The organism is Sutterella sp. AM11-39, from assembly GCF_003472385.1.
In the GTDB taxonomy this organism is placed as follows: Bacteria; Pseudomonadota; Gammaproteobacteria; order Burkholderiales; family Burkholderiaceae_F; genus Duodenibacillus; species Duodenibacillus intestinigallinarum.
Window position 1 is genome coordinate 181,140 of the sequence record NZ_QRLV01000001.1, and the last position, 20,435, is coordinate 201,574.

The 20,435-nt window shown below is 56.0% G+C and carries 19 protein-coding genes; 9 read left to right on the top strand and 10 right to left on the bottom strand.

What is annotated here, in order from left to right; all coding sequences use genetic code 11:
* Positions 1-17 precede the first annotated feature (17 nt).
* Genes DW133_RS00865 through DW133_RS00880 form a run of 4 tightly spaced genes read left to right on the top strand, consistent with a single transcriptional unit; the run spans position 18 to position 3,634 of the window.
* On the top strand, positions 18-833 hold the full coding sequence (locus tag DW133_RS00865) for an ABC transporter permease (RefSeq protein WP_118274288.1): 816 nt from the start codon (positions 18-20) through the stop codon (positions 831-833).
* A 15-nt stretch (positions 834-848) separates the two neighbouring features.
* Positions 849-1,667 carry an ABC transporter permease gene (locus DW133_RS00870; RefSeq protein WP_118274290.1) on the top strand — a complete coding sequence of 273 codons (819 nt, stop codon included), beginning with the start codon at positions 849-851 and terminating at the stop codon, positions 1,665-1,667.
* Between the two features lie 15 nt (positions 1,668-1,682).
* The gene (locus DW133_RS00875; protein WP_118274292.1) at positions 1,683-2,816 is read left to right on the top strand and encodes an ABC transporter ATP-binding protein; all 1,134 of its coding nucleotides are present in this window, start codon (positions 1,683-1,685) and stop codon (positions 2,814-2,816) included.
* Positions 2,813-3,634, top strand: a complete 822-nt coding sequence (locus tag DW133_RS00880; protein ID WP_118274293.1) for a metallophosphoesterase — start codon at positions 2,813-2,815, stop codon at positions 3,632-3,634. Before DW133_RS00875 ends, DW133_RS00880 begins: the two co-directional genes overlap by 4 nt.
* Positions 3,635-3,713: 79 nt before the next feature.
* On the opposite strand, the gene DW133_RS00885 is transcribed toward DW133_RS00880, so the two are convergent.
* From DW133_RS00885 to DW133_RS00895, 3 genes are all read right to left on the bottom strand, one after another.
* Entirely contained in the window at positions 3,714-5,030 is a 1,317-nt protein-coding gene (locus tag DW133_RS00885; protein ID WP_118274295.1) for an amidohydrolase, read from the bottom strand.
* A gap of 90 nt (positions 5,031-5,120) precedes the next feature.
* Entirely contained in the window at positions 5,121-5,585 is a 465-nt protein-coding gene (locus DW133_RS00890; protein ID WP_118274297.1) for a hypothetical protein, read from the bottom strand.
* 50 nt (positions 5,586-5,635) lie between these two features.
* The gene (locus DW133_RS00895) at positions 5,636-6,415 is read right to left on the bottom strand and encodes a DUF3100 domain-containing protein (protein ID WP_118274299.1); all 780 of its coding nucleotides are present in this window, start codon (positions 6,413-6,415) and stop codon (positions 5,636-5,638) included.
* A gap of 659 nt (positions 6,416-7,074) precedes the next feature.
* Here DW133_RS00895 and fusA point away from each other — a divergent pair.
* Complete coding sequence (gene fusA, locus DW133_RS00900) at positions 7,075-9,123, top strand: elongation factor G (protein ID WP_118274301.1); 2,049 nt, start codon at positions 7,075-7,077, stop codon at positions 9,121-9,123.
* Positions 9,124-9,249: 126 nt separating this feature from the next.
* Here the strand turns inward: fusA and DW133_RS00905 are convergent, their stop codons facing one another.
* The 3 genes from DW133_RS00905 to tyrS all read right to left on the bottom strand — a co-directional run bounded on the left by DW133_RS00905 (position 9,250) and on the right by tyrS (position 11,387).
* The gene (locus tag DW133_RS00905; protein ID WP_118274303.1) at positions 9,250-9,450 is read right to left on the bottom strand and encodes a hypothetical protein; all 201 of its coding nucleotides are present in this window, start codon (positions 9,448-9,450) and stop codon (positions 9,250-9,252) included.
* 245 nt (positions 9,451-9,695) lie between these two features.
* Positions 9,696-10,133, bottom strand: coding sequence for a D-aminoacyl-tRNA deacylase (gene dtd / locus DW133_RS00910; protein WP_118274305.1), 438 nt, complete (start codon positions 10,131-10,133; stop codon positions 9,696-9,698).
* Positions 10,134-11,387: a tyrosine--tRNA ligase gene (gene tyrS / locus DW133_RS00915; protein WP_118274307.1), complete on the bottom strand. Its 1,254-nt coding sequence runs from the start codon at positions 11,385-11,387 to the stop codon at positions 10,134-10,136.
* A 261-nt stretch (positions 11,388-11,648) separates the two neighbouring features.
* Between tyrS and DW133_RS00920 the strand changes: the two genes are divergently transcribed.
* The 3 genes from DW133_RS00920 to DW133_RS00930 all read left to right on the top strand — a co-directional run bounded on the left by DW133_RS00920 (position 11,649) and on the right by DW133_RS00930 (position 16,210).
* Positions 11,649-13,079: a M23 family metallopeptidase gene (locus DW133_RS00920; protein WP_118274309.1), complete on the top strand. Its 1,431-nt coding sequence runs from the start codon at positions 11,649-11,651 to the stop codon at positions 13,077-13,079.
* A gap of 38 nt (positions 13,080-13,117) precedes the next feature.
* Entirely contained in the window at positions 13,118-14,227 is a 1,110-nt protein-coding gene (locus DW133_RS00925; RefSeq protein ID WP_118274311.1) for an anhydro-N-acetylmuramic acid kinase, read from the top strand.
* Positions 14,228-14,473: 246 nt separating this feature from the next.
* Entirely contained in the window at positions 14,474-16,210 is a 1,737-nt protein-coding gene (locus DW133_RS00930) for a SulP family inorganic anion transporter (RefSeq protein WP_118274313.1), read from the top strand.
* Positions 16,211-16,263: 53 nt separating this feature from the next.
* Here the strand turns inward: DW133_RS00930 and DW133_RS00935 are convergent, their stop codons facing one another.
* The 4 genes from DW133_RS00935 to DW133_RS00950 form a co-directional block, all read right to left on the bottom strand.
* Positions 16,264-17,730, bottom strand: a complete 1,467-nt coding sequence (locus DW133_RS00935; RefSeq protein WP_118274315.1) for an ATP-binding protein — start codon at positions 17,728-17,730, stop codon at positions 16,264-16,266.
* Positions 17,731-17,733: 3 nt separating this feature from the next.
* On the bottom strand, positions 17,734-18,432 hold the full coding sequence (locus DW133_RS00940; RefSeq protein WP_118274317.1) for a response regulator transcription factor: 699 nt from the start codon (positions 18,430-18,432) through the stop codon (positions 17,734-17,736).
* A 113-nt stretch (positions 18,433-18,545) separates the two neighbouring features.
* Positions 18,546-18,917, bottom strand: coding sequence for a NirD/YgiW/YdeI family stress tolerance protein (locus DW133_RS00945; protein ID WP_118274319.1), 372 nt, complete (start codon positions 18,915-18,917; stop codon positions 18,546-18,548).
* A gap of 36 nt (positions 18,918-18,953) precedes the next feature.
* Positions 18,954-19,310 carry a NirD/YgiW/YdeI family stress tolerance protein gene (locus DW133_RS00950; RefSeq protein ID WP_118274321.1) on the bottom strand — a complete coding sequence of 119 codons (357 nt, stop codon included), beginning with the start codon at positions 19,308-19,310 and terminating at the stop codon, positions 18,954-18,956.
* A gap of 366 nt (positions 19,311-19,676) precedes the next feature.
* Here DW133_RS00950 and DW133_RS00955 point away from each other — a divergent pair, with 366 nt between their 5' ends.
* Complete coding sequence (locus tag DW133_RS00955; protein WP_118274323.1) at positions 19,677-20,402, top strand: DsbC family protein; 726 nt, start codon at positions 19,677-19,679, stop codon at positions 20,400-20,402.
* The last annotated feature ends 33 nt before the right edge of the window (positions 20,403-20,435 follow it).

Sequence of the window (20,435 nt, forward strand, 5' to 3'; positions counted from 1 at the left end):
AAGCTTTGAGAGTCACTATGAAATCCCGTTCTACGTGGCTCTATCTGCTTCCGGCGATCACCATTCTGGCAGCATTTTTTGTGCTGCCGGTGGTGAGACTTATTCCTGCCTCCGTATCGTCGGAAAGCGGTTTAGGGCTTTATCTTGAAATCATCACCAATCCCCGCTACAGCACAAGTGTCCTGTCGACCATTGTGCTTTCGGTCTTTGTCACGCTTGCCAGCCTTTTCGTGGGAGGCCTAAGCGGACTTTTTCTCGAACGTCACCGTTTTTGGGGACGTGATGCAATCGTCGGACTTATCACGTTGCCGCTGTCATTCCCCGGCGTAGTCGTTGGCTTCATGATCATCATGCTTGGCGGTCGAAATGGCCTGATCGGCATGTTTACTCAGGGATTAGGGGCCGGAAAGCTCGTATTTGCGTACGGCATGGCAGGCCTTTTCCTAGGCTATCTCTACTTTTCAATCCCGCGTGTCGTCACCACTGTCATGGCAGCGGCAAAGAAAATAGATCCGATGTACGAGGAAGCGGCGCGAACGCTAGGAGCCTCGTCGTTTCGAATTCTCAAAGACGTCACGCTCCCTGCTCTGGCTCCTGCACTCTTTTCCACCGGTGCGCTCTGTTTTGCTACCTCCATGGGAGCCTTCGGTACCGCTTTTACGCTTGCAACCGACATCAATGTTCTGCCGATCACGATTTACACCGAATTTACGCTTTCGGCCAACATCGCCTCTGCAGCAATGCTTTCTGTCGTGTTGGGATTGATCACCTGGATCATGCTTGTCGCGGCGCGCCACTTCTCCGGCTCCTCTACCGTTACCGGTGCCGCATAAGAACTGGAGCAAACAATGTCAGCAAAAAAATCCTTCAACGGCGCTGTTTGTTTTGAAGCAGCTCTAACCGGACTTACGCTCCTGTTTTTGATGGTGCCCGTGATCCAGATGGTCATCACGGCCTTCACGGTCAACGCTTTTCGCGGCATCAAATCCGGGCTCACTACGCAATGGCTCGTCAAAGTTCTCGAACTGTACGGCGATACGATTGTCAGAAGTCTTGGTCTTGCTCTGATGACACTCATCGTCTGCGTCATCGTCGGGGTGCCTGCCGCTTGGGTCTTGGTGCGTGAACAACGCAAGCGCTGGGCCGCTTTTATCGAAGAAGCATTCATTCTGCCACTTTCAATGCCGGGGCTGGCAGTCGGCCTGGGCATTCTGCTCATCTGGGGCGGTTTTTCCTATTTCCGACAAAGCATCTTCTTTCTCTTAGCCGGCCACGTCATGTTCTGTCTGCCGTTCATGGTTCGGTCGGTGACTGCCGTTCTGCGCGTCGAACCGCTTTCGCAGTATGAGGAAGCTTCGGCCACGCTCGGCGCTTCGGCCTGGACGACTTTCCGCAGGGTCGTCGTTCCTGTTGCAATGCCGGGAATATTGGCGGGCGCCCTGATGGTCGTCACGGTTTCGCTCGGTGAATTCAACATTTCCTGGATGCTTCAAACTCCCTACACCAAAACGCTTCCGGTCGGTTTGGCAGACAGCTACGCGTCAATGCGACTGGAAGTGGGCAGCGCCTACACATTCATCTTCTTTGTCATCCTAGTGCCGCTTCTCACGCTCATGCAGAAACTTCCGGAACGCTTGAGCAAGCGCCGTGCGCTCAAAAACAAATAAGAACTGGTAAGAAATATGGATCAGAACCTCAATCCGGGACAAGAACCTGTCTCGATCGAACTCAAAAACGTCAGCAAGCACTACGGCGAGACACTGGTGCTTACCCCCTTTTCGCTCACGATGGAAGCCGGCTGCCGTACCGTGCTGCTGGGACCTTCCGGTTGCGGCAAAACAACGCTGCTGCGAATGATTGCGGGCCTGGAAACTCCCGATGAAGGATCTCAAATCTGGATCGGCGGAAAAGACGTAACCAACATTCCCGCCGAAAAAAGACAGATTGGTTTCATGTTCCAGTCCTATGCCCTCTTTCCCAATATGACTGTTGCTGAAAATGTGGCATATGGCCTGACAGTACGCAAAGAAGATCCTCAAAAAATCAAAGAAACCGTCGCGAGAATGCTCGAACTCGTCAATCTTGAGCCATACGCCGATCGTCCTGTCCAAGCACTTTCAGGCGGACAAAGACAGCGCGTCGCTCTTGCTCGTGCTTTGGCCATCCGGCCCCGCGTTCTCCTTCTCGATGAACCGTTGACTGCTCTTGATGCACTTTTGCGACACAAAGTGCGAGAAGAGCTCGCAGTCATTCTGAAACGTTTGGGGATCACTGCCGTCATCGTCACTCATGATCAGGACGAAGCTATGGTGCTCGGCGACAAAATTGTCGTCATGCAAGGCGGCGTCATCCATCAGGCCGACACGCCTCAAAATGTTTGGGACAATCCTGCCACCGATTTTGTGGCCGGTTTCGTCGGAAACAGCAACAAGCTCAAGGGAACACTTTCCAACGGAATTTTGGATATTGACGGCGGCACGATTGCCGTCAGCGATCTTTCTCCCTCCAGCCAAGAACGCTTGAAAGGTCTGGATCAAATGACCGTGCGAGCTTTTGTCCGTCCCGAATCAGCCAGTATTGAACTTACTGCGCAGCACTACAAAGAACCCGTGCTGCGTGTTCCGGTCATCGTGCGCGATTTTCACTTTATGGGCAGCTTCATCCGCATTTCCGTAGAGCTGAAATCGCACACCAAACTTGTGAAAGTCAATATGTCCGAAATCCCGGCCGGAATTGAACCGGGCTGTGAAGCAACAATGATTATCCCTGCCAGTGATCTGATGGTGTTTGCCGGCAGTAAGGTTGAAGAAAAATGATGAAAATTCTGCACTTATCCGACCTTCACGTCGAACCGGTCGGCAAACTTGCCTACGCACGTGCCAACACCGCCCGCCGCATGATTGAACTAACGGAATGGCTGGCCCAGCATAAAGATGAATACGATGCGATTGCAGTTTCAGGCGATTTGAGCTGTGACGGAAACATTGATTCTTACCATCTCATTGATGCTATCTTCCGTTCTCTTCCCAAACCCTGTTTCATGGTTCCGGGCAATCACGACCGCAGAAAACCATTTTTAGAATGTCTCTCTCACTTCTGCCCAAATGTCTACAGTCCCGAGAACTTGAGTTTTTCGGTCGATCTCGGTGACTACCGGCTTTTCATGCTCGATACGCTCCAACCGGGCATTCACTGGGGTGCTTTGCCCGATGGTGTACTCGACTGGCTTGAAGCTGAGATGAAAAATACCAACAAGCCTTCCTTGGTTTTCTGTCACCATACGCCGGTCAAACCCGGTATGGGCTATATGGATGAACCATTCGGAAACGGGGACCGCTTCATTGAGATTCTCTCGCAACGGCCGGATGTACGTCTCTGTACAGGCCATTTACATCGCCCCGTAGCAACCCTTGCCAAAAACAAAGTTGTCGTTGTCACGGCACCGTCCGTCTCCTTGCAGATGCTGCTTGACTTAACCCCCAAGGGTGGTGATGAATTTGTCTTTGAAACACCGGGATACGCTGTGCATACCTTCCTAGATGACGGTTGGGTAACACACTTCGGTCAATTCCCGTTCCCCAGCGACTTCAGCGGTCCGTATCCGTTTGTCAACACAATCAATCCAGACGCTTAAGTCCCGTTCTGGAAAAAAACGCGGAAGAGCATTCGCCTCCTTCCGCGTTCTTTTTTTCAGATTTCAGGACTGTCGAAAATCACTGACCGGATGCGATCTTGTCCTGGAATTCGCAGTACGTTTCCTTCGTAAAGACGGGTTTGAAGTTGGCGCAAATTTCTTCAGCCTTCTTCGCATCGTCGTACAAAAGATCAATGATTGTCATGGCTAGCACTTCGGGCGACTTTTCGTAGGCCACTTCTTCGTTGTCGAGAACGAAATTGGCACCGTGCAAAACACCCTTGGCGCAACCCACCCACGGATGTACGACCGGAATCAGATGCGAGACGTCGCCCATTTCGGTACTGCCGGCATTGTGTGCGCCGACGGCCACGTGTTCTTCACCGAAAAGCGCCACGGCATTGTCGCGCAACACGTTGCGCAGATTTTCGTCAGGACGCAACGGCAGGTAACCCGGCAGGTCCTGCAGTTCACAGGTCGCCCCCACGGCATCGGCACCCGCACGCAGTGCACGGTTGATGTCGGTGTTGTAGCGAAGCAGTGCATCCACATTGGCTGCACGCGTGTAGCTTTCCATCGTGACGTAATCGGGAATTACGTTCACCAGATCGCCGCCCGAGTTGATGATCGGATGAAAGCGCACGAAGTCGTCTTCGCGGAAACGTTCGCGGATGGCATTGACGCCCATCACGCCCATCATGGCGGCGTTGAGCGCATTGATACCCTTGTCGGGCGCGCCCGCAGCGTGAGCCGCACGTCCGCGATAGGTCATAAGCTTTCCGACAAAGCCATTGCAGCTGCCGCCCAGATCATAGAAGCCATGCGGATCGTTTGTGATGTTGGCGTGCATCTGCATGGCGATATCAATGCCGTCGAAAGCGCCTTCGGCAATCAGTTGCTGCTTGCCGCCGAGATAACGCAGGTCACCCTTTTCACGCAGGCCGTTGCGGAAGTCAATTTCGACATACTCTTCAGCCGGAACAGCAAAGAGCATCAGGTCGCCGTCAAGTTCGTCCATGATGCCGGCGTCCTTAAAGGCCATGCCGACGGCGAGCATATTGGCAAGCTGCACGTGGTGACCGCAGCAGTGCGCCGCCCCGGTTTTGGGATCGGCATGAGGATGGTCGCGGCAGATGATGGCGTCAAGTTCGCCCAGAAGCGCCACCGTCTTCTTGCTCTTCTTGCCCTTCATGCGGGCGCGAACACCCGTGATGCCCCAGCCGGTTTCGCACGACAGGCCAAGCTTTTCAAACTCTGCCTTGATTTTGTCGGATGTCTTCGTTTCCTTAAAGCCCAATTCGGGTTCGGCAAAAACGCTTTCGGCTACAGCCTTGATGTCGGCACGACGCGCACGAATGGCTTCGCACACGCGGCGCTTGAGATCTTCCTTACTCATGATGTTTCTAGGCGTAAAAGTTCAACAAAAAAAGGCGAGCCCTTCAGACGGCGCACAAGCCGCTGGAGCTCGCCTGCGCATTACTAGGCGTCAGAATACACCTTCGAGGCCCAACATGATTTCAGCCAGAACCGTTGCACAAATGAAGCTGCCGGCAGCCACGGCCAATGCCACGGGAATGATTCGCCAGGAAAGCGCCTTGAAAGCTTCCATGTCCTTGCCCACCGAGAGACCGGCGTAGGCAAGCAGCGGCGTGGTCAACGCAAGGAAGCTCACCTGCTTGGTGTAACTGATCACAACGTCACCGCCCGGGAAGCCCGGAATGGACACCATCACGGCCACGATCGAAACCCAGAACACCATCGGAAGCTTGTGGAAGCCCGGAAGCTTCGAAATAAAGATGCCGATGGAAGCCAGCACGACCAGAAGGAAAACACCGATGGCGCTGGCACCGAGATCCGGATGGATGTTGATGAGGTTGGCTACCCAGCTGAAAACACCCGTCACCAGAAGGATAAAAACCATATCCTTCATTTCATTCAAAATTTTCATCATGATCTTTCTCTCTTTAACTTTGCAGTCTTAGTTGTTACGTTCCCGATTCGTCAAGCCGCTTTTTTGGAGCGCAGCGAATCCATCCAGCCGTAGACCTTGACAGTCACCGGCAGCGAGATGAAGAGCGCAAAGTAAATACCCAGAACGGTGGTGAGCAGGTTGGCGGCAGCCGCGTAGGCCTGCACCGTTTCAGCCCATTCGGGGTGAGAAGCAATAATGGATGCGGTGGAAGCAGCCATCATGGAAGCACTGCCGATGCCGGCACCCATAGCAAGAGCGTGCGGATGGAAGATGCCCATCTGAGCAATGACGCCTGCAAGAATTGAAACCCAAAGTGCACCGAAGACAGTACCGCAGATGTACATGCCCATCACACCACGGCCTTCGGGCGAGTCAAGCCCGTAGCGCTCGGCAATAATGGCGATATTGGGTTCGCGGTCAATGGAGTAGCACGCGCCGATGGCTTCACGCTTCATGCCGACGAGGAAGGCCACGGGCAGACCGAAGACGAGCGTGCCGAAGAAGTGACCGAATTCCTGAACGAGCAATGCCAGAGAAGAATTGGCGAGCTGTTCCAGGTTCGGACCAATGTCCAGACCGAGCTTGGTCACCAAAATGAGCATGCCCACGGAAAGAACACGGGAAGCGCGCTCCATTTCGGGCAACTTCAGAATCTTGAAGTTGGGGTAGCTGATGATGCCGCCGATGATCAGGGCATAGAACAGCGGCAGGAAAATGATCAGATCAAAACGCTTCATGCCGATCGATTCTGCGACGATCACGATCAGAAGCGCCAGCAGATGAAGCTTCCAGTTTTTAATAAGGTCCATTTGGTTCTTCCTTGTTGTCCGATCTCGGGCATTTTCTGTCGAAATCGTTTGTACCTGGGGGTTGGCAGCTCCTCGTGCACAGGCTTCCGTTAAGAAGCCAAGCATGCAGAAAACACAAGCGGAGGCAAGACTTTTGTCGATCTCCCTCCGCTACAGTGTCCTCACAATGCCCTCGACGGAATTTTCCTTTCCGCCGATGCTGCGCGGCAGCTGTCTCTTTATCCGATTACACTTGGCGCGCTCGAGCCACGCGGCAGTCATCGCGACGCGCCGGAAAAGCGTATCCGCTGATGTTGCTTTGAAAAACTGCCGCGAGGATCATTTTGAATCGTGTCGATTGCGTTCAAGCGTTACGGACAAAAGGGGCCGGCGGGAGGCCCTCTAGGTCGGACAGTACCACGCCGAAGCCCAAAAACTCAAGGAAATCGCGGTTTTGCACGCAAAATTAGCCATCTAGCCTAAGGAATTTTGCTCACTTTTGTCTTCGTTTTGACATCGTCCCGCGCAATTGCAAAGAAACCTCAAAGTTTTGAGCCGCGTCAGCAATCCGAGTCTTCAGTTTTGTCAAGACACGCATTCCTTTAGGTCATCGGCTTGAGTTTTACTCGCGCTCGGGAGCAAAATGCAGAGATCATCATACGAAAGAAGGAGGGCCTGCGATGTCCAATTACCTTACCGAAAACCTTCGTACTGTAGCTTTGGTCGGGCACAGCGCTTCGGGCAAGACGAGTCTTGTCGAAGCTATGCTGGTTCGTACCGGCGCCATCGCTGAAGCCGGCTCCGTCGAACGCGGCAATACCGTTTGCGACAACGATCCGCAGGAAAAGGCGGTCGGTCACTCGCTTCGTATGGCCGTAGCGCACATCGACACCGCTATGCCCGACCTGACCCCGGTGCGCATTCACGTCATTGACACTCCGGGGGGCCCCGACTACGTCGGTCAGGCACTGTCCGCTCTCGACGCCGTCAAGTCCGTTGCCGTGGTGGTCGATGCCACCAAGGGCATCGAACTGATGACGCGCCGCATGATGCAATGGGCTGAAGAACGCGGTCTGTGCCGCGTGATCGTAGTCAACAAGATCGACGCTCCCGACATCAACCTTCATGAACTTCTTGACGAACTCAAGGAAGCCTTCGGCGACGGCGTTCTGCCGATCAACCTTCCCACCAAGGGCTGCACCCGTGTCATCGACTGCTTTGACAAGGATTCGGGCGAAAGTGACATCATGACGGTGAGCGACGTTCACCGCGCCTTCATCGAACGCGTCGTCGAAGTCGACGACGAAACGATGGAAAAATATCTCGAAGAAGGCGATGTGGATCCCTCCACTCTTCACGGCCCCGTGACGAAAGCCCTGCGCGAAGCCCACGTCATTCCGGTGTGCTTCACCTCTGCGAAGAACCTCATCGGCATTCGCGACTTCATGAAGGTGATCATCCGCCACCTGCCCTCTCCGAGCGAAGCCAACGATGCTCAGTTCATCGACAAGGAAGGCGCTCCCTACCAGACTCAGCCCGACAAGACTCTGCCCGTTGTGGCTCACGTCTTCAAGGTCGTGAGCGACCCGTTCGTCGGCAAGATCGGCGTCTTCCGCGTACATCAGGGTTGCATCACTGCCGGTTCCACTCTGTACGTCAACGACAACAAGAAGCCCATCAAGGCTGCCCGTCCGTTGATTCTGCAGGGCAAAAACACGTTTGAAACCGACGAACTGCACCCCGGCGACATCGGCGCTCTCAACAAGATCGACGAACTCACCTACGGTTGCATCCTGCATTCCGACCCGAACCTCGACATCCGCATGCGGCCTCTGCCCTTCCCCAAGCCCATGCTCGGCTTGGCTATCGCTCCGGCCCGCCGCGGCGACGAAGGCCGCATGAGCGAAGTGCTCGGCAAGATGCTTGCTGAAGATCCGACGCTTTCGGTCGACCACGACGTCGTTCTGAACGAAACGGTGCTGCGCGGTCTGACGGAAATGCATGTGCGTACGGTGCTCGAACGCATGAAGGAACAGTTCAAGCTTGAAGTGACGACCAAGACGCCGTCCGTACCCTACCGCGAAACGATTTCGGGTTCGGCCGAAGGCCATGCTCGTCACAAGAAGCAAACGGGCGGTGCCGGTCAGTTCGGTGAAGTCTATCTGCGCGTCGAGCCGCTGCCGCGCGGCGAAGGCTTTGTCTTTGCCGATGAAGTCAAGGGCGGCGCCATTCCGTTCAACCTGATCCCGGCCGTGGAAAAGGGCGTGCGCGAAGTGCTCGCCACGGGCTTCGTTGCCGGTTACCCGATCGAAGACATCAAGGTAACGGTCTACGACGGCAAGTACCACCCAGTGGATTCCAAGGAAGTGGCCTTCGTTTCGGCCGGCCGCAAGGCCATGCTCGATGCGCTTGCCAAGGCCTCGCCCCAGGTGCTCGAACCGATCGTGGAAATGATCATCACGGCTCCCGACGGCTACATGGGCGACATCACCGGCGACCTTGCAAGCCGTCGCGGCCAGATTGTCGGCACGGATAATCTCCCGGGCGGCATGATGGAAATCCGCGCTCAGGTTCCTCTGGCTGAACTGGAAAATTACGCTACGCGTCTGCATGCCCTCACGCAGGGCGCCGGCGCCTTCTCGATGGATCTGTCGGGCTATCAACCCGTTCCGTCCCAGAAGCAGGCCGAACTTGCCTCCAAGTTCAGTCTTAAGGCTGAAGAAGACTAACCAACTCTCACAAACACCCGCTTCCGTTGCGAAACGGGTGCCATTTTCCTCCCGAGCGGCATTTACTTTGTGAACTGCCGCTCATTTTTTGCCCAAAGCAAACTGCCGGAAATTGCGACCTTTCAGTCAATCTTCCACCGGCGGCTTTTCTGATTCGGGCAGGCAAACCACATAGCGAGTGTTTCTGCCGGAACCTTCCCGGATGATCTGCTGCTTGTCCTTTAGCTTATTCAGCCAATAGTTTGTGGTTATACGAGGAATGGCAAGTTGCTCCTCAATTTGAGCTCGCGTCAACAATCCCTCTCTTTCCTTCCAACTTTCTTCCAATAATGCGTCCAGTTCTATCGAACTTGGAAGAAAAAATATTTCTTTAATATCAGCACATTAAAAAAAGCCTGCAACCTTCCAGGTTTTCTTCCAACTTTCCCTCCAAAACTTAGAAGAAAAAGCTTCCTCCTTCCAACTTTTGATGTCCGTACACGACACCAAAAACAAAAAGACCTCCGAGTCAACCGCCCGACGATCCTCGAGCAACTCGGAAGTCTTTCCGTACAAAGCAGATTTTTCGGCTCTTAGTTCTCGAGCCAAATGGTCACCGGTCCGTCGTTGACGATGTTAACGACCATGTGCGCTCCAAAAATGCCTGTCGCAGTCTTCAGCCCGGAAGCCGCACATTCCTCGACAAAAATGTCAAAGAGTCGCTTTCCGTCCTCGGGGGCGGCCGCTGGCGTAAAGCTCGGACGGTTGCCTCGGCTGGTGTCGGCGGCAAGCGTAAATTGCGACACCAAAAGCAACTGGCCGACGATATCCGACACAGAACGATTCATCTTGCCGGCATCATCCTCAAAAATACGGTAGCGCAACACTTTCTGCGCCAAGGCTCGAGCCTTCTCTTCGGTGTCCCCCTTGACGGCACAGACAAGTATGCACAGGCCGCGACCGACTTCACCCACGGTTTTCCCGTCGACTGTCACGCCGGCCTGCGCGACGCGCTGCAACAACGCGATCATTTAACCCACCGTCACCTTGGCCCAACGGCGCTTGCCGACCTGCAGCGTGTACGTGCCCGGCTTTACCTTGAGACCGCGATCGGAAATGCGTTCGCCTTCCAGGCGCACGCCGCCCTGATCGATGTTGCGGTTGGCTTCACCCGTACTCGGACACAGACCCGCTTCCTTGATGAGACGGGCAATGCCGATTTCTCCGTCGGGAGCGGCAACGTTGACTTCCGGGATATCCGAAGGCACGGCACCAGCACGGAAGCGGTTGTTAAATTCGGCTTCGGCCGCATCGGCCGCCTTGTCGTCATGAAAGCGCGCCACGATTTCCTTGGCAAGCAACACCTTGGCATCACGCGGATTGCGACCGTTTTCGCATTCGCTCTTGAGTTCAGCGATCGCTGCGTTGCTCTTGAGGCTCAGCAGGTTGTACCAATCCCACATGAGCGTATCGGAAATGCTCATCACCTTGCCGAACATCTCATCGGCACTTTCCGTGATGCCGATGTAGTTGTGCTTGGACTTACTCATCTTATTGACGCCATCAAGGCCCACCAACAAGGGCATCGTGAGGATGCACTGCGGTTCCTGGCCATACTGGCGCTGCAGTTCGCGGCCCACAAGCAGGTTGAAGCGCTGGTCGGAACCGCCGAGTTCCAGATCGGCATGAAGAGCGACCGAGTCGTAGCCCTGCATCAAGGGGTAGATCAGTTCGTGCACGGCAATCGGAAGCTGTTCGGCAAAACGCTTGGCAAAGTCGTCGCGTTCGAGCAATCGAGCCACCGTGTAGCGGCTGGCAAGCTGAATGAGGCCCGTAGCGCCCAACTGGTTGCACCATTCGGAATTCCAGCGCACTTCGGCCTTTTCGATGTCGATGACGTGAGCAGCCTGTTCGAGATAGGTTTCGGCGTTGACCTTAATCTGTTCAGGCGACAGCGGCGGACGGGTCGTATTGCGGCCGGTCGGATCGCCAATGGCGGCCGTAAAGTCACCGATCAGGAAGATCACCGTGTGGCCGAGATCCTGCAGCTGACGAAGCTTATTGAGCACCACCGTGTGACCGACGTGAATGTCGGGAGCCGTGGGATCCAGACCGAGCTTGCAACGCAACTTGGTGCCGGTCGCCTTGGCGCGGGCCAGCTTCTGCTCCAATTCGCTTTCGATCAAAAGCGTGTCGGTACCGCGGGCAATCGTGGCCATTGCCTCCTTGATTTCGGGCGTCACTTCGTATTTCTTTTCTTCGGTACGGGCGGATTCAACAGACATCGGTATGGAATTCCCAAAAAAGCTTTTTCATTCAACGGCTGCGACACATTCGCAACAAACGGAGCGATATTGTACCGAACGGCAAAGAATCAAGCTCAAACAGCTCGCAACGCTGGTCTGAAACGGCTTTGTCCAAAATGCAAATTCTTTTTTCACATAGAGACAGCACTGTGTCACCAAACTAAAATACCAGCTTGGTTTGGCGCAACCTCGAAAAATGGTTGTCAAAAAGCGCCTTCGGCCCAGTTTCATCGCTTCTAAATGACCTCTCAGCTTATTGTCGGTAAAGAATTGCGGCGCCTTGGCAAAGGCGTCATCGACCTCGCTCGTTCTCGACGTCTGTCGCAAGTGGGCGGAGGCGGTGTCACGCGCACCTATCTGGTCGCGCTGGGTTTGTTCTGCGTGCTTCCGATCGGCGCAACGGCCGCCCTTTATTATTCGATTCCGAACGAAACGCTCACGGCTTCCCCCGTTCGTACGCTTACGGTCGAACCGGTTCGCCTTCCTGATCTGAGAGGCCAAATGGCGGCCATCGAAGCCGTCACCGATCCGATTTCGCACGAAATCTTCGTGCGCGAGGCCGAAACGCTCACCTCGCTTCTGGCTCGTCTGCAGATCAAGGACACGCAGGCGCGCGACTTCATCATTCGCAATCCCATAACACAGGCTCTCGTCTATCCCAAGCAGGGCCAGTTTGTGACAGCCGTGGCCGGCGAAGACGGCAAGCTCGAAGAACTGCGTTTGTACACTGACAGCGACATTTCCGGCAAGGGGTCTCTTTTAGAAGTGCGACGTACGGCACGAGGCTTTCAGGCCCGTACGACCCCCTACGAGTACGACACCGAACTCACCATGGCAAACGGCGTGGTGTCAGGCTCTCCCGACACAAGTCTCCTCAACGCGGGTGTACCTGCCAAGATCGTCGAACAGATGCATTCGGCCTTTGACTTCGATCGAGATGTCGTCAGCCAACTGCAGCGCGGAGACGCATTCCGCCTGATTTATGAAACAAAGTTTGCCGAAGGCAGTTTCGTGAGACACGGCAGACTTCTGGCCATGCAGCTTGATCACGACGGCAAGACCACTGAACTCTTTCGCTTTGACAACGACAATGCCGGCGGCAACTTCTACGACGCCGAAGGTAATATTTCGCGGCGTACGTTCATGCGCGTACCGCTGGACGTTCAAAGCGTAACGAGTGAGTTTTCTCCCATGCGCCGCCATCCCGTGACGGGCGTTCTTCGCCCTCATCTGGGCACGGACTTCCGCGCCCCCTGGGGCGCCGTGGTACGCGCCGCAGCCGACGGCACTGTGGAATTTGCGGGCGTCGGCACGGGCTACGGCAACTACATCCGCATCGCGCACGGCCCGGGCATTCTGACGCTTTACGCGCACCTTTCCTCCATTGACCCGCACGTCAAGAAAGGCACAAAGGTCAAGTACGGCGAAGTGATCGGCCGCGTGGGCCAGACAGGTCTTGCAACCGGTCCGCATCTGCACTACGAATTGAAATTCGGCAATGTGCAGATCAACCCGATGACCGTACGGCTGCCTGACACCAAGAAGCTGACACCCTATCAGTTTGCGCAGATGGAGGTGCTCATTGCTCCGCTGCGTGCCAAACTAGCCCGCCTGCAGCAGGTGCAGGTGAGCAGTCTGAGCGGCAAAAACGCCGTTTCTCAAACGAACTAAAATTACCATTCCCCAAACCAAATCGGAGATTTTCAACCATGGCCAAGACAGTGACCCTGGGTTTAATGTCGGGAACCAGTCTTGACGGCGTAGACGCCGTCGCCGTCGATTTTTCCGGAGTGGGACCGCGTCTGATCGGCCATCACCACATTGAATTTCCCAAACCGCTCAAGGAAAAACTCCTTGCGCTGTGCCAGCCCGGCGACAACGAAATTGATCGCATGGGCGTTGCCTCCGTGGAACTCGGCAAGTTCTACGTGCATTGCGTAAACGAACTGCTTGACGTCGCCGACATCGGTCGCAAGGATGTGGCAGCCGTCGGCATTCACGGGCAGACGATTCGTCACCGCCCCGAACAGGGCTGGACGCTTCAGCTCAACAACCCGGCGCTCGTCGCCGAACTCTCGGGCCTTGACGTCATCAGCGACTTCCGCAGCCGCGACATTGCCGCCGGCGGTGAGGGCGCTCCGCTTGTGCCCGCTTTCCACCGTCAGGTCTTCATGGGCGAAGTCGCCCGCTCGGTCGTCAACATCGGCGGCATTGCCAACGTCACGTTCCTGCCTCCTCGCCGCGGCTACGGCAAGATCATCGGCTTTGACTGCGGTCCGGGCAACATCCTTCTGGACGCATGGTGCCGCAAGCACATCGCCCGCCCGTACGACACCAATGGCGCCTGGGGCGCAACGGGCCGCGTGCACGAGGAACTTCTTGCCAAGCTCCTCTCGGATCCGTACTTCGAACGTCAGCCCCCCAAGAGCACCGGCCGTGAACATTTCAATCTCGACTGGCTTGAATCCCAGCTCACAGAATTCGGCACTCTCGAGCCCGCCGACGTACAGGCAACGCTCGTGATGCTCACTGCCCGCACCATTACGGATGCAATCAAAAAATTTGCCGGACGTACTGAAGAAATCTATTTGTGCGGCGGCGGAGCCTTAAACGGCGCGCTTGCGCAGTGCATCCGCGAATGCGCGGGCGAAGCCATCTACGTGCGCTCGACTTCGGCTCTGGGCGTTGATCCGATGCACGTCGAAGCAATGGCCTTTGCCTGGCTTGCCTGGGCCTTCCTGCAGAAGAAGCCCGGCAATCTGCCCGAAGTGACCAACGCTTCCGGCGCTCGTTTGCTCGGCGCGCTCTACCCGCACTAATAGCTCAACCGATTCACTCAGCGAACTTCGACGACCGGACGGAAACACATTTTTCCTCCGGTCGTTTGTTCTTTGGGACGACGCTCTTTAGACTTCTCGTTAATCCGCATATTTGAGCAGCGCCGCCGCGCTTACAATTCCGCTTTTTTGAAACCTCCCGGCCCAACTGACGCAGACTGACTTGTTCGACCAAGGCACAAGCCGGCCTACCGCCTGCGACCGAGAACCGACGCCTTTGTTTTTGCCATGTCGTTCGTCTCTTCCGCCAAAGCATTTCTGGGCAGTCTGCCCATTCAGCGCTTTCATCCCGTCACGTTGGATGCGCTCCGCCACTACGACACACGGATGCTTACTCGCGACATCAGCGCCGGTTTGACGGTCGGCATGGTGGCGCTGCCGCTTGCCATGGCTTTCGGTATCGCCTCAGGCGTGCCTCCCGAAGCAGGTATCTACACGGCCATCATTGCAGGGTTTCTGATTTCTTTGCTCGGCGGCTGCCGCGTTCAGATCGGCGGCCCCGCCGGCGCCTTCATCGTCATCATCTACGGCATCATCGCCAACTACGGCCTGGGCAATCTGCTTCTGGCCACCATCGGCTCGGGCGTCATTTTATTTTTAATGGGGCTCTTTAAGCTCGGCAGCTTCATTCGCTTCATCCCCGTTTCCATCGTCATCGGCTTTACCAACGGTATCGCCGTGCTGATCGGCCTGAGTCAGGTCAAGGACTTTCTGGGGCTTTCGATCGAGAAGATGCCCGCGGACTTCTTCCATCAGATACAGACGCTGTACGCGCATATCGACACCTTCAACCCATACGCTTTCGGTCTGGCGCTCGTAAGTTTTCTCATCGTCAAGTTCTGGCCCAAGGGCTACGTCATGGGCGGCGCTCCGTGGAAGCGTTGGATGGCGCATCTGCCGGGCACGGTGATCGTGCTCGTAGCCTCCACCATCGTGGTCTCCGTCTTCAATCTTCCGGTTGAAACCATCGGTACAAAGTTCGGCGGGATTCCGCAGAAGCTTCCCGATCTGACCCTTCCCGATTTTTCCTGGGAAGCCTTCAAGCACCTGATCGGTCCGATGATCACGATCGCTCTTCTGGGCGCCATTGAAAGCCTGTTGTGCGCCCGCGTGGCGGATGCCATGACCGATGACCGTCACGACCCCAATCAGGAATTGATGGGCCAGGGCGTGGCCAACTTCGTCGTACCTTTCTTCGGCGGCATTCCGGCCACCGGCACCATTGCGCGAACCGTCACCAACATCAAGAGCGGCGCGGCCAGCCCCGTTGCGGGCATCGTGCACGCCCTCACGCTTTTGGTCGTGATTCTGGCCGCCGCTCCCTTAGCGGGCGACATCCCCCTGGCGGCACTGGCTGCAATCCTGTTCTTTGTTGCGTGGAATATGGGCAACTGGCGTGAATTCTCCCGCCTGCGCCAGATGACGATGAGCTACAAGGCCACGCTGATCACAACGTTCCTCCTGACGGTGATTTTCGACCTCACGGTCGCCGTTGAAGTCGGTCTGTTGGTCTCCTGCGTTTTCTTTATCTACCGCATGAACACGCTCACCCGCGTCACGCGTCAAACGCTGCCCTTCGACATGCCCGAAACGGTGGAATGCTGGAAGCTCACCGGCGCTCTCTTCTTCGGTTCCGTCAGCAAGCTCGAAGACGTTACCGATCCCAAGCGCATCACGTCGCCTGATGCCGCTAAGGTCGTGATCCTCGACTGCACCGACTTGCTCAACATTGACAACTCGGCTATGGACATCCTGCAAGTCTTCATGCGTGCACTCAAGCGCCGCAACCACGAGCTCATCATCGCGGGCGCTTCCGGCCACCCGCAGCGCCAACTGCAGCGTACCGGCATTGCGCAAAGCCTCGGAGCCAACTTCGTGCCCAACATCGAGTTTGCTCGGCATCGCGCGCGCGAACTCCTTGTCGAGATCGAAAACAAGGAAACGAGCGGCAAACCCGTCGTCTGACCGTTTTGTCGTTCCGTCTCCAAAAAGGCCTTGAAGCTTTCAGGGCCTTTTTGTTATGCCTTCGGCATATCCACCGTCACGCTCAACCCCTTTTGTGCCTGAGAATCGGTCCAGTCAAGCGCAATGGTACAGCCATAGCGATCCGCAATTGTCTTGCAAATGGCCAGCCCCAGACCGGTGCCCGTCTGCTGCGTCCCCAAAACGCGGTAAAACGGGTCAAAGACACGGCCTCGCTCGGCCTCAGAAATCCCAGGGCCGTTGTCGGCCACACACAAACTGAGGCGATCACCCGTCTGACGAAAAGCAATCGTCACACTGCCGCCCTGCGGAACATAGTGCACGGCGTTGTGCACGAGATTTCGCACGAGACAGAAAAGCGAAGCTTCGGGCATCGCCGCACAGGCGCTTTGTGCTTCGTTGGTGTCGAACCCTGCCACCTCAACGGCAATCTCCTTGCTTTCGGCCTCCCAATAAATATCTTCAACGACCGAAGTCACCACCTTGAGACACTGCGCCGTTTGCGGGCCGTCGACGGCTTTTTCTTGTCCGGCCTGCACGCGCTTGAGCGTCAGCAGCTGACTGATGAGGTTAGAGAGACGCGCGATACCCGCTCGGATATCCGCTACTGTTTGCTGCGCCTGTTCGGACATCGGCATGTTGCTCAAACGATCGACCTGCAGACTCAAAGCCGTCACTGGACTGCGCAGTTCATGGGCCGCATCGGCAACAAACCGTGTCTCGCGCCCTCGAAGTTCCTCCACGCGAGCGAACATATCGTTGACGGCTGTCATGATGCGCTCGAGTTCTTCGGGCACGCCTTCGTAGGAAAGCGAGCTCAAGTCATCGGCCTTGCGCTCCTGAATTTCTTTAACGAGCCGCTGCACCGGCTTTAACCCGTGCCAAAGCACCAAAATCAAAACCAGCAGCATCACGGGCGTGAGTATCAAAATAGGCGCGGCTGCGGTAAGAGCTCTCACCAGAATCTCTTCGTTACGCTCGCTTAACCTCTGAGCGGCGGCCACATGGGTGCCATCGGAAAGAGTTCTCAAATAAAAACGATACTTGTCACCGGCAAATTCCGCCGTATGTGCGCCATTTGAATAGGATTGCCGAAAGGTAACGGTCAGAGCTCGACCTTTTTTGTGCAGCATGCGCACCAAAACCGTTTCACCGGCCTGCACCACGGCGTCCTTGCTGTCGTCGTCAAGTTGAAAATGATCCTCAAAAACATCGTCATCCATGGTGAGCGCACCGTACTGCGGCAACGTCTCACCTTTGTCCGAGCCGGGGCCGTAAAAACCCCCGAGAGTGAGTTCCTGAATTTTGTTGCGCTGACGCTGTTGCACGATGTCGCGCGAAAGCATCCCCACCACTTCCTTGAGGATGTCATCCTGACGGTCTTTGGCCTCTTCGTAACCAATGGCAAAACTCGCGGCCGCCGTGATGAGCGAAAACACGGCAAGCGTGCCCGCGCACCAAAGCGTCACTCGCTTTAGAAGCGAATGTTTTCTGAAAATCATAAGTTATCGTCCTGCCGCGCGTCCCTTGTGCACCATCCATCCCAGACCACGGACGTTTCCGATAGCATTTGCACCGAGCTTTTTGCGCAAGCCGTGGATGATGAATTCCAGAGCATTGCTCTCGGGCATGTCGCCGTCTCCGTAGAGACGCTCTTCGAGCGTGGTGCGTGACAAAATGGCGCCCGGTCGGGTCATGAGCGCCTCCATCAGATCAAATTCGCGCTTACTGAGCGCCACTTCCTTGTCACCCTCGGGCGCATGCAAGCGCACGGTCTTCGTTTCGCAATTGAGCGTCATCGTGCCGTTGGTGAGCACCCTGCTTGCGGCCTGCGCACCCTGGCGTCGCCGTTCGATGGCGCGCAACCTTGCCAGCACTTCAGACATATGAAAAGGCTTGACCACGTAGTCATCAGCCCCCGCGTCCAGACCGGCTAAACGGTCGTCCAGTCCGTCCCGGGCCGTCAGAATCACCACCGGAGTTTCGGAATCCTTGGCGCGCAGCTCACGCAACACGCTCATGCCGTCCTTGCCGGGCAAGCCCAGGTCCAGCAGCACGGCATCGTACTTGTTTTCCGAGAGAAACCCTGTGGCTTCCCAACCGCTGCGGGCCCAGTCAGCCGCTTTGCCAGCATCGGCCAGAGCATTGACGACCGCCTCTCCGATCATCGGGTCGTCTTCGACAAGAAGAATCTTTTCGGTCATAACTTTTCGGCGCGCAAATCGACTCTGCAGCCGATGAAAAAAACGCCGCTCCTTTCCTGCCGTAGTCTACGGCAAGTCGGCCAGCGGCTTAACAAAGTGCTGCGTTGCTTTCGTTACGGAGCTGCCGGCAGAACCGTCAGACGATAGACGTCAATCGTTTCTTTTTCGGCGTATTCAAGCTCCAGTTCTCCTTCGATGCGGATCTTGGTCTTGGGATCAACTCGCTGACCTTGAAAGACCTTGTCGGGAATCTCCGCAATGATGCGGCCCGTCTCATCGGCAAACACATACTTCTTGCGCTTGACCTGCTCAACGATGAAGCCTTCGAGCGACGCCTCCTGATCTTGCTTGCCGTTTTTAAGCAATTCAGCGACAGTTGTCACCGCAACGGCGGGTTTGTCACTGACAAATTGCGCTTGGATGGGAGCGGCGGCAAGAATGCCGAGGGCTGCCGCCGCAAGCGTCATGGATTTCAGATTCGACATTCTCCAGTTCTCCGTGATGCGTCTGCGGTTAGCGAATTAGCGCAGGATGGTGAGGTTGTAGACGTCAACCTTGTCCTTTTCCATGAAGTCGCGTTCGAGTTCGCCGTCAATGCGCACCTTGGTCTTCGGATCAACGCGCTGGCCCTTGAAGACTTCGTCGTCGATTTCAACGAGCATTTCGCCGGTGCTGTCGCGGAACATGTACTTTTCGTGCTTGACCTGCTGCACGATGTAGCCTTCGAGCGTAGCGAGCTGATCGTCCTTGCCGCTGTCGAGCAGGTTCTTGACGGTGGTCACGTTGCTCGGGCCGCCCACAAACTGAGCCTGGGCAGGAGCAAAGGCGATAACGGAGGCAAGAGCGGTGGCAGCGGCAATGGTCTTGAGATTGAGCATGGTGTTACTCCTTGTAGAAAAACCGTTTTCAAATGCTTTCTGTCTGTCGGGGAACTTCTTCTCCCCTCTTGGTAACACGCAGTTTAGGAAGTCCGGATTAGCCACCCCATAGCTGGCCCCAACCGACTATTTCCCGCCTCTCGGTTCATCGTTTTTCCCGTCGGGCGGCGCAAAGAAGGCGAACTTAGAAAACTTAGCGGACGCAAAGTTTTCTCAGTCGGCACGCGCTTAATTGCAACCATTTGTATCGCGCGAGCGGTCATCTTTTTCGGCTACACTTTGAACCACTTGGATTCCCGCCGCTGGCCGCCTCGATTTGCCCCAAATCGTCCCGACTGTCGGCGCCGCAACCTTACTTTTCGAATCATGCAAATCAAAACCCTCGTCTGTTCCCTCACCTGCCTTGCCGCTCTGGCCTCCGCTACCGCGAGCGCCGCGACCGACCCTCAGATTGAAAAAATCAGCAAAGCGGTTCAGGCCGCCACGGGCAAAGCACCCGACTCCGTAATGAAGTCCCCCGTCAATGGTCTCTGGGAAGTGGTCATTGACAAGCGCATCTTCTATTCCGATGCCGATGCGCGCCACCTGATCATCGGCCGAATCTTCGACTCGGCCACGGAACGCGACCTCACCGCCGAACGGATTGAAGAGCTCAACCGCATCAAATGGGCGGAACTGCCGCTTAAGGACGCCATCAAGGTCGTCTACGGCAAGGGCGAGCGCAAGCTCATCGTCTTTACCGACGCCAACTGCCCCTATTGCCGTCTGCTTGAGCAGAACCTGCGCAAGGCCGGCAACCTCACCGTCTACAACTTCATGTATCCGGTGCTGCGTTCGCGTGAAGAAGCTCGTCGCATCGTTTGCGCAAGCGACCCCGTCAAGACCTTCCTCGACTCAATGGCAAGCGGCCAGGTGCCCGAGGTTGGCCAATGCAGCAACAGCGCCGTGCTTGACCGCAATCTCGAACTCGGTCAAAAGCTCGGCATCAACTCCATTCCGGCCGTGATTTTCCCCGACGGATCCCGTTACACGGGCCTGATGTCAGTCGAAGCGATCGAAGAAAATCTCGCCAACAGCGCGGCTAAAAAATAAGCCGCCAGCCGATTTGCCCGCCAACCGTACTTT

What these genes read in the sequence shown, in the direction of transcription:
- DW133_RS00895 (WP_118274299.1), bottom strand. Translation starts at nt 6,415, where the DNA reads ATGGACCTTATTAAAAACTGGAAGCTTCATCTGCTGGCGCTTCTGATC.
- DW133_RS00885 (WP_118274295.1), bottom strand. Translation starts at nt 5,030, where the DNA reads ATGAGTAAGGAAGATCTCAAGCGCCGCGTGTGCGAAGCCATTCGTGCG.
- DW133_RS00870 (WP_118274290.1), top strand. Translation starts at nt 849, where the DNA reads ATGTCAGCAAAAAAATCCTTCAACGGCGCTGTTTGTTTTGAAGCAGCT.
- fusA (WP_118274301.1), top strand. Translation starts at nt 7,075, where the DNA reads ATGTCCAATTACCTTACCGAAAACCTTCGTACTGTAGCTTTGGTCGGG.
- DW133_RS00935 (WP_118274315.1), bottom strand. Translation starts at nt 17,730, where the DNA reads ATGATTTTCAGAAAACATTCGCTTCTAAAGCGAGTGACGCTTTGGTGC.
- DW133_RS00890 (WP_118274297.1), bottom strand. Translation starts at nt 5,585, where the DNA reads ATGATGAAAATTTTGAATGAAATGAAGGATATGGTTTTTATCCTTCTG.
- dtd (WP_118274305.1), bottom strand. Translation starts at nt 10,133, where the DNA reads ATGATCGCGTTGTTGCAGCGCGTCGCGCAGGCCGGCGTGACAGTCGAC.
- DW133_RS00955 (WP_118274323.1), top strand. Translation starts at nt 19,677, where the DNA reads ATGCAAATCAAAACCCTCGTCTGTTCCCTCACCTGCCTTGCCGCTCTG.
- DW133_RS00880 (WP_118274293.1), top strand. Translation starts at nt 2,813, where the DNA reads ATGATGAAAATTCTGCACTTATCCGACCTTCACGTCGAACCGGTCGGC.
- DW133_RS00875 (WP_118274292.1), top strand. Translation starts at nt 1,683, where the DNA reads ATGGATCAGAACCTCAATCCGGGACAAGAACCTGTCTCGATCGAACTC.
- DW133_RS00925 (WP_118274311.1), top strand. Translation starts at nt 13,118, where the DNA reads ATGGCCAAGACAGTGACCCTGGGTTTAATGTCGGGAACCAGTCTTGAC.
- DW133_RS00950 (WP_118274321.1), bottom strand. Translation starts at nt 19,310, where the DNA reads ATGCTCAATCTCAAGACCATTGCCGCTGCCACCGCTCTTGCCTCCGTT.
- DW133_RS00865 (WP_118274288.1), top strand. Translation starts at nt 18, where the DNA reads ATGAAATCCCGTTCTACGTGGCTCTATCTGCTTCCGGCGATCACCATT.
- DW133_RS00920 (WP_118274309.1), top strand. Translation starts at nt 11,649, where the DNA reads ATGACCTCTCAGCTTATTGTCGGTAAAGAATTGCGGCGCCTTGGCAAA.
- tyrS (WP_118274307.1), bottom strand. Translation starts at nt 11,387, where the DNA reads ATGTCTGTTGAATCCGCCCGTACCGAAGAAAAGAAATACGAAGTGACG.
- DW133_RS00930 (WP_118274313.1), top strand. Translation starts at nt 14,474, where the DNA reads ATGTCGTTCGTCTCTTCCGCCAAAGCATTTCTGGGCAGTCTGCCCATT.
- DW133_RS00945 (WP_118274319.1), bottom strand. Translation starts at nt 18,917, where the DNA reads ATGTCGAATCTGAAATCCATGACGCTTGCGGCGGCAGCCCTCGGCATT.
- DW133_RS00940 (WP_118274317.1), bottom strand. Translation starts at nt 18,432, where the DNA reads ATGACCGAAAAGATTCTTCTTGTCGAAGACGACCCGATGATCGGAGAG.